The sequence below is a fragment of the Cyanobium sp. A1C-AMD genome (assembly GCF_024346495.1).
Lineage (GTDB): Bacteria > Cyanobacteriota > Cyanobacteriia > PCC-6307 > Cyanobiaceae > Cyanobium_A > Cyanobium_A usitatum.
On sequence record NZ_JAGQDB010000116.1, the window covers coordinates 1 to 5,639 of the forward strand.

The window sequence follows — 5,639 nt, forward strand, 5'->3', positions numbered from 1 at the left end:
CATGGTCCAGCAGGTTTTTTCATCACCCTTCCAGACGCGACGCAGGTCGTCGCGGAAGCGGCCGTTCCAGGTGGCCACCCGGCGAGCTGGGAAGTCGGCGAGGCGATAGAGGCCACCGCAATCCCAGGGTTCGCTGATCAGTTTCAGGTCGCCGAGATCTGGATCGGCTTCCATCTCCTCAAATAAGGGCGGCGCGTCAAGGGGGGCCAGGTTGTCGCCGCGGCTGAGGGCGATGCCCAGGTCGAAGCGGAAGCCATCAATTCCCAGCTCCGTGGCCCAGCAGCGCAGCGATTCCAGGATCAGCCGGCGTACCAGCGGCCGATTGGCCGCAATGGTGTTGCCGCAGCCGCTCACATCTTGGTAATCGCCTTTGGCGCTCTGTTGGTAGTAGAGGCGGTCGCAGAAGCCGCGCCAGCTGAGGGTGGGCCCATCCTGATTGCCCTCAGTGGTGTGGTTGTAGACCACATCCAGTAGTACTTCGATGCCGGCCCGGTGGCAGGCGGTCACCAGTTGACGCACCTGGTCGCGGCCGCAGAGCGGGTCATCGCCCACCAGATAGTTGGGATGGGGCGCCATCCAGCTCAAGGGGCTGTAGCCCCAATAGTTGTGGCGTCCGGCCGGGGCGTCGTTGGGATCGAAGGCCATCACCGGCAGCAGCTCGATGGTGGTGATGCCCAGATCCTTCAGGTAGGGAATGGTGGGAATCAGCCCAAGCAAGCTGCCGTGCAGCTGCGCTGGCACAGGACAGCCCGGTCCCTGGGTGAAGCCACCCACGTGCAGTTCATAGATGACGCTCTTCTGCCAGCTGTGGCGCGGCCGGGGGGCGTGGCTGAAATCAAAGCGGTCGCGCTCAGTTACCACTCCCTTGAGGCAGTGGCCGGTGTTAGGTGCCGCCCCAACGGCGCCCCCACGCTGATAGCTCTGCCAGCCGGCGATCGCTCGGGCGCAAGGGTCGAGCAGCACCTTGGACGGATTAAAGCCATGGCCACCCGGCTGCAGCGGCCCAAATGCCCGGTAGCCGTAACAGCTGCCCAGGCCCAGACCCTCCACCTCCACATGCCAGTGATCAGCAGAGCGGTGCCGCTGGTCCAGTTCCACCACCCGCGCTGGCTCGCTCGCCTCACCGTCCGCGAACAGCAGCAGCTCGATCCGGGTGGCCAGAGGGGCCACCACCGAAAAGTTGACACCCCGGCTAGTGAGGCTTGCCCCCAGCGGCCAGGGGTGGCCGATGTGAATCCCTTGGTGGTGATTCGGGGGTGGAGCTAGCTCAGGAATGTTGAATTGGACCGTCAAGGGGCCGAGCCTGCTGCGGAGACGCTAGGCGCGAATCTGGTCTGGGGCAGCAGGAAGTTGCCTGCGGTGCCCGTCTCCGGACGGATCGCGCTCCACCCCTTGCCCTGTTTTTGCCCGCGCCACCTGCTTGAACAAGTTGACCCAGTTGACCCAGTTGACCCAACCCCCCGAATCCGGCCGGCCGCCCCAGCAGGTGCGCCCTGGTCTGTGGCTGTTCGCCCCCAGCCGCGATAGCCAGGGGGGAAGCAGCTGGCTGCTGGAGGCCGCTGCTTATGGAGGTGGCGGAGATCTGCTGGTGGATTGTCCGGGATTCACTGAGGCAAATTTGGCCATGTTGCGCCAGCGCACTGAGCTGGTGGGGCCAGGCAGGCTTGTGCTCACTAGCCGCGAGGGCCACGGCCGCTGCCGGCGCTGGCAGGAGGCCCTGGGCTGGTCTGTGCTGGTGCAGGAGCAGGAGGCCTACCTGCTGCCGGGTGTGCAGGGGTGCACCAGCTTTGGCGAGCAGCTGACCCTGGCGCCTGGGGTCCAATTGCTCTGGACCCCAGGGCCGACGCCGGGCTCCTGCGTGCTGCTGGTGCGTGCTGGAGCAGTCGATGGCCTGTTTTGTGGGCGCTTGCTCTTACCAACCGGACCAGCTGCGCTGGCGCCCTTGCGCACGGCGCGCACCTTCCATTGGCCCCGCCAGCTGGCCAGTTTGGAGCGGCTGCGCAGCTGGTTGCCGGCCGGCTCTCCCGACTGGATCGCCAGTGGTGGTGGGCTTGGTGCCCTACGCGGCGACAAACTCGTCAATGGGGGTGCGCAGCTGCTGGCTGGGCTCGTCTTTTGAGCCATTTGGAGACTCCCTGGCCCCCCCATGTGGGGAAATTGTCACGAAAACCGTTGCGCCGGAGCACTTCTGTGTTGCAGCAGCGGCCAGAGCCCCATACCATTAGCGCGCTCATCTCAGGGCCGGTCGGGGTTTTCCGACTCGCCACCTTTCGTCGCAACACGACCGCCACCCCCGAGGCTTCCTATTCCCATGAACAAAGCTGATCTCGTCAACCTCGTTGCCGCCCGCACCGAGCTCACCAAGACCGACGTCTCCCAAGTCGTCGACGCCGCCATCGAAACCATCATCGACTCGGTCGTAGAAGGCAAGAAGGTGTCAATCCTGGGCTTCGGCTCCTTCGAGCCCCGTGAGCGCTCTGCCCGCCAGGGTCTGAACCCCAAGACCGGCGAGAAGATCAAGATCCCCGCCAAGCGGGTGCCTGCCTTCACCGCCGGCAAGATGTTCAAAGACCGCGTCCAGGGCTGATCTGGTTGCAGGTAATTCCTGCCACGGCGGCCCCTAGGGGCCGCTTTTTTTGTGCCCACGGCAGAGTGGCCCCTTGAGAGATGCCTCCCCCCTGCTGGCTGCTGCGCCGCTGCCATCCCACCTGCAGGCCCTGGTTGAGGCCGGTCTGGCCCAGCGCCAGCTGGGGTATCGCGGCCGTTTCGCCCCATCCCCCACCGGCGCTCTGCACCGCGGCAACCTGCGCACGGCCCTGCTGAGTTGGTTGCACGCCCGGCTGCGGGGGGGCGCCTGGTTGCTGCGCCTCGACGACCTCGACACGCCCCGCAATCGGGCCGGTGCTGAGACTTCGATCCTGACTGATCTGGACTGGCTGGGCCTCAATTGGGACGGCCCGGTGCTGCGTCAGAGCGAGCGGCGCGGGCTCTACGCCACGGCCCTGTCAGCCCTGCGGCGCCATGGCTTGCTCTATCCCTGCCGCTGCAGTCGCCGCCTGCTCGCCGATATCTCTGCGCCCCACGGTGCTGCTGCTGTGTATCCGGGCACCTGCCGGGCAGCCAGTGGCGGCTGGGGGCCGGTGCAGGGGCGACTGCCCAGCTGGCGCTTGCGGCTGGAGCCCGGGAGCCTGCATTGGCTGGAGAGCTATGGCGCTCCTGGGGAGCTCGATGGGCCAGCGGCTGTTGGTGATGTGGTGTTGCGCCGGGCTGATGGTTACCTCGCGTACCACCTGGCCACAGCGGTGGATGAGCTGGTTTTGGGAATTAGCGATGTGTTGCGCGGTGACGATCTCTGGGGAGCCACGGGTGCCCAGGTGGCAGTGATGGCGGCCCTGGGCGCGCCCCCGCCCCGCTACGGCCATGTGCCGCTCTGGTGCGATGGCAGCGGGCGGAGGCTCAGCAAGCGAGAGGGCGCCGAGGGGCTAGCGGGCTACCACCAGCTCGGCATGGACGCAGCGGAAGTGGTGGGCCAGCTAGCTGCCAGTGCGGCTTTGGTGCCAGCTGGCAGCCGCCTTTCAGCCGCTGAATTACTGCAGCAACTCAGCTCAGAGCGGCTGGACCAAGTGCTCCGGGGCGCCCAGGCTTAAGGAAGGTTTCGGGATCAAGTGGGGAAAAGCAGATCACACTGGTGGATAGCTCTAAGTCCTCGAATGGGGACATTTCGATGACCTACTCCGATGGGCCCCTGCAGCGGGCAAGCCACGAAAATCCCTGCCGCTGTCAGCAATGCGGAGGCAGCGGCATGCTGCGGCTGGACGATCAGCGCTACCGCACCTGCCTTGATTGCTTAGGGCAGGGCAAGGTGCTGCAGGCAATTGGTGCTACCACCGTCGCCGCCATTCTCAAAGGACGGGCTGGGCTTCAGGTCAGCCTTTCTGCTTCTTCTTCCGCCAAATGAAGAAGGCTGCGGTAGCCACCACCACGGCTAGGGGCGCCGCAGTTAACAGCAGCAAAATCACGGCAGTCCAGTCCGTGTACATCGCTCAGAGGCCAAACCGGAGCCATCATCCCAGTAAGCCGTTCTGGTTGACGATCCCCATGGCACGGATATTTCCCATGGCTCTGATATTTCGATCAGCCCTTGCAGTGGGGGTCATCAGCACTGGTTTGCTCGCGGGTCAGCCAGGCCGGGCTGGGGTGGAGTTTGACAACTGCCAGCCCACCGCCGATGGCGGCATCAGCTGCGACACCCGTCCCACCGGCAATACCCAGATGGATGACGAGGCGGCCCGCTATGGACTCTTTAACGACGCCAGCCCCGGCTGGAGCGAGTTTGATCCCGATCAGGGTTTTGAGGACGACCTCGGTGGCAACGACACCTGATCGCCCCGGCTGCCATGGCCTGGCTGCCTCGCTGATCGAACGCCTGCATGCTGTGCAGCAGCTGGCGGTTGCCATGCAGCGACCCCTTAGCGATGTGATGGGGGTGGCCAGTTTTTATCACCTGTTTCGGCTTGTTCCTCCGCCATTGCACCGCTGTGTGGTGTGTCGTGGCACCGCCTGCTTTGTGCGGGGGGCGGAGCGGCTGGAGGCGGGCCTGCGGCAAAGCTTGGTGGCCCAGCACGGGGTGGAGCGAGGCACCGCTGGCCGAGGGCGCCGAAATTCCTGAGTCCCTACTCAACCGGCTGCAGGCCGAATCCGCTGCTTTGACCCCTGCCTCTCCTGCTCCACCCACGCGGCGGGCCAGACGCCGCTGCGTATTGAGCTGGTGGTCTCCACCGGCCGGCCAGATGGATCCATTGAGGCGCTTGGCGCGTTGCCTGCGAACGTGCGAGCGGCTGGTTATATCCCTTACGGGTTCCTGCTAATCAAGGTGGCCCTGATGATCGCCAACGGCGGCTATCGGGGCGTGCAGGCCGCCTTGAGCTTCGGGGTGCCCCTTAGTGACGGCCGGTGCCGGCGAGGACAAGCCGGAGGTATGTGCTCGTCTCCGACGCACCGGAGCTTCCTTGGATCTCGGCACGGCTCACCCCCAGCCCACCGCTATTCGTGCTGCGGTGCAGGAGGTGCTCACCGACCCGTCCTATCGGGCCGCAGCCCAGGCGCTGGCGGCGCAAATGGTCGCTGCTGGAGGGGCTGCGGAAGCTGCTCGCAGGATTAACTAGGTCCTGGCTAAGCAACGCCTTGCTGCGGATCAGGTCATCGCCGCCAACAATTAGGAGCTCGCCTCCCCCCTCTTTTGGTTTGCCATGGAGCAGCACCTCCTGCAGCCTGCCTGCTCCTCCTCCAGGCCCATGCTTTTGAGCACGGCAACACTCTGTCGGTTGAGATCCAGGCAGCCCTGCCTCGTGCCCAGGCGCTCATGCAGGGCTGGCTGAGGCGCCATGCATGAGCTGAGCCCCATACCTGCGCTCTTTGGAGTGGAAGTGGCTCCTTAATTTGTTTTCTTCAATACGGAAAGATGGCCTGGTGGGCTCAGCTTCCTAAATTTTTTCCTGCTTTATTTGCGCTTTTAGTGTTGTCTGAGGGGTGTTGATTAACGTGCCAGCAGCTGGCCAGGTCTTATGGGGATGAACCGGCGCGATCTCCTGGCGGGCACGGCGTTCAGTGTGGCAACGGCAGCCTGGTCCATGATCGGG

8 protein-coding genes are annotated in these 5,639 nt (G+C 64.9%); 7 read left to right on the forward strand and 1 reads right to left on the reverse strand.

What is annotated here, in order from left to right; translation table 11 throughout:
• The coding region (locus KBY74_RS13210) for an alpha-amylase family glycosyl hydrolase (protein WP_254943102.1) at positions 1–1,236 on the reverse strand (1,236 nt) is incomplete at its 3' end.
• Positions 1,237–1,447: 211 nt separating this feature from the next.
• On the opposite strand from KBY74_RS13210, the gene KBY74_RS13215 reads away from it, so the two are divergent.
• From KBY74_RS13215 to KBY74_RS13930, 7 genes are all read left to right on the forward strand, one after another.
• Positions 1,448–2,119, forward strand: a complete 672-nt coding sequence (locus tag KBY74_RS13215; RefSeq protein ID WP_254943096.1) for an MBL fold metallo-hydrolase — start codon at positions 1,448–1,450, stop codon at positions 2,117–2,119.
• A gap of 192 nt (positions 2,120–2,311) precedes the next feature.
• On the forward strand, positions 2,312–2,587 hold the full coding sequence (locus KBY74_RS13220; RefSeq protein ID WP_006911342.1) for an HU family DNA-binding protein: 276 nt from the start codon (positions 2,312–2,314) through the stop codon (positions 2,585–2,587).
• Positions 2,588–2,678: 91 nt separating this feature from the next.
• Positions 2,679–3,647 carry a tRNA glutamyl-Q(34) synthetase GluQRS gene (gene gluQRS / locus KBY74_RS13225; RefSeq protein ID WP_396123196.1) on the forward strand — a complete coding sequence of 323 codons (969 nt, stop codon included), beginning with the start codon at positions 2,679–2,681 and terminating at the stop codon, positions 3,645–3,647.
• Positions 3,648–3,724: 77 nt separating this feature from the next.
• A complete protein-coding gene (locus KBY74_RS13230) occupies positions 3,725–3,958 on the forward strand; it encodes a hypothetical protein (RefSeq protein ID WP_254943098.1) in 234 nt (77 codons plus the stop codon).
• A gap of 140 nt (positions 3,959–4,098) precedes the next feature.
• Entirely contained in the window at positions 4,099–4,383 is a 285-nt protein-coding gene (locus KBY74_RS13235) for a hypothetical protein (RefSeq protein ID WP_254943099.1), read from the forward strand.
• Positions 4,367–4,669: an NAD(P)H-dependent oxidoreductase subunit E gene (locus KBY74_RS13240; protein ID WP_254943100.1), complete on the forward strand. Its 303-nt coding sequence runs from the start codon at positions 4,367–4,369 to the stop codon at positions 4,667–4,669. Before KBY74_RS13235 ends, KBY74_RS13240 begins: the two co-directional genes overlap by 17 nt.
• Before the next feature lie 274 nt (positions 4,670–4,943).
• Positions 4,944–5,165 (forward strand): hypothetical protein, encoded by a 222-nt coding sequence (locus tag KBY74_RS13930; RefSeq protein WP_396123195.1) that lies wholly within the window; start codon positions 4,944–4,946, stop codon positions 5,163–5,165.
• Positions 5,166–5,639: the final 474 nt, after the last annotated feature.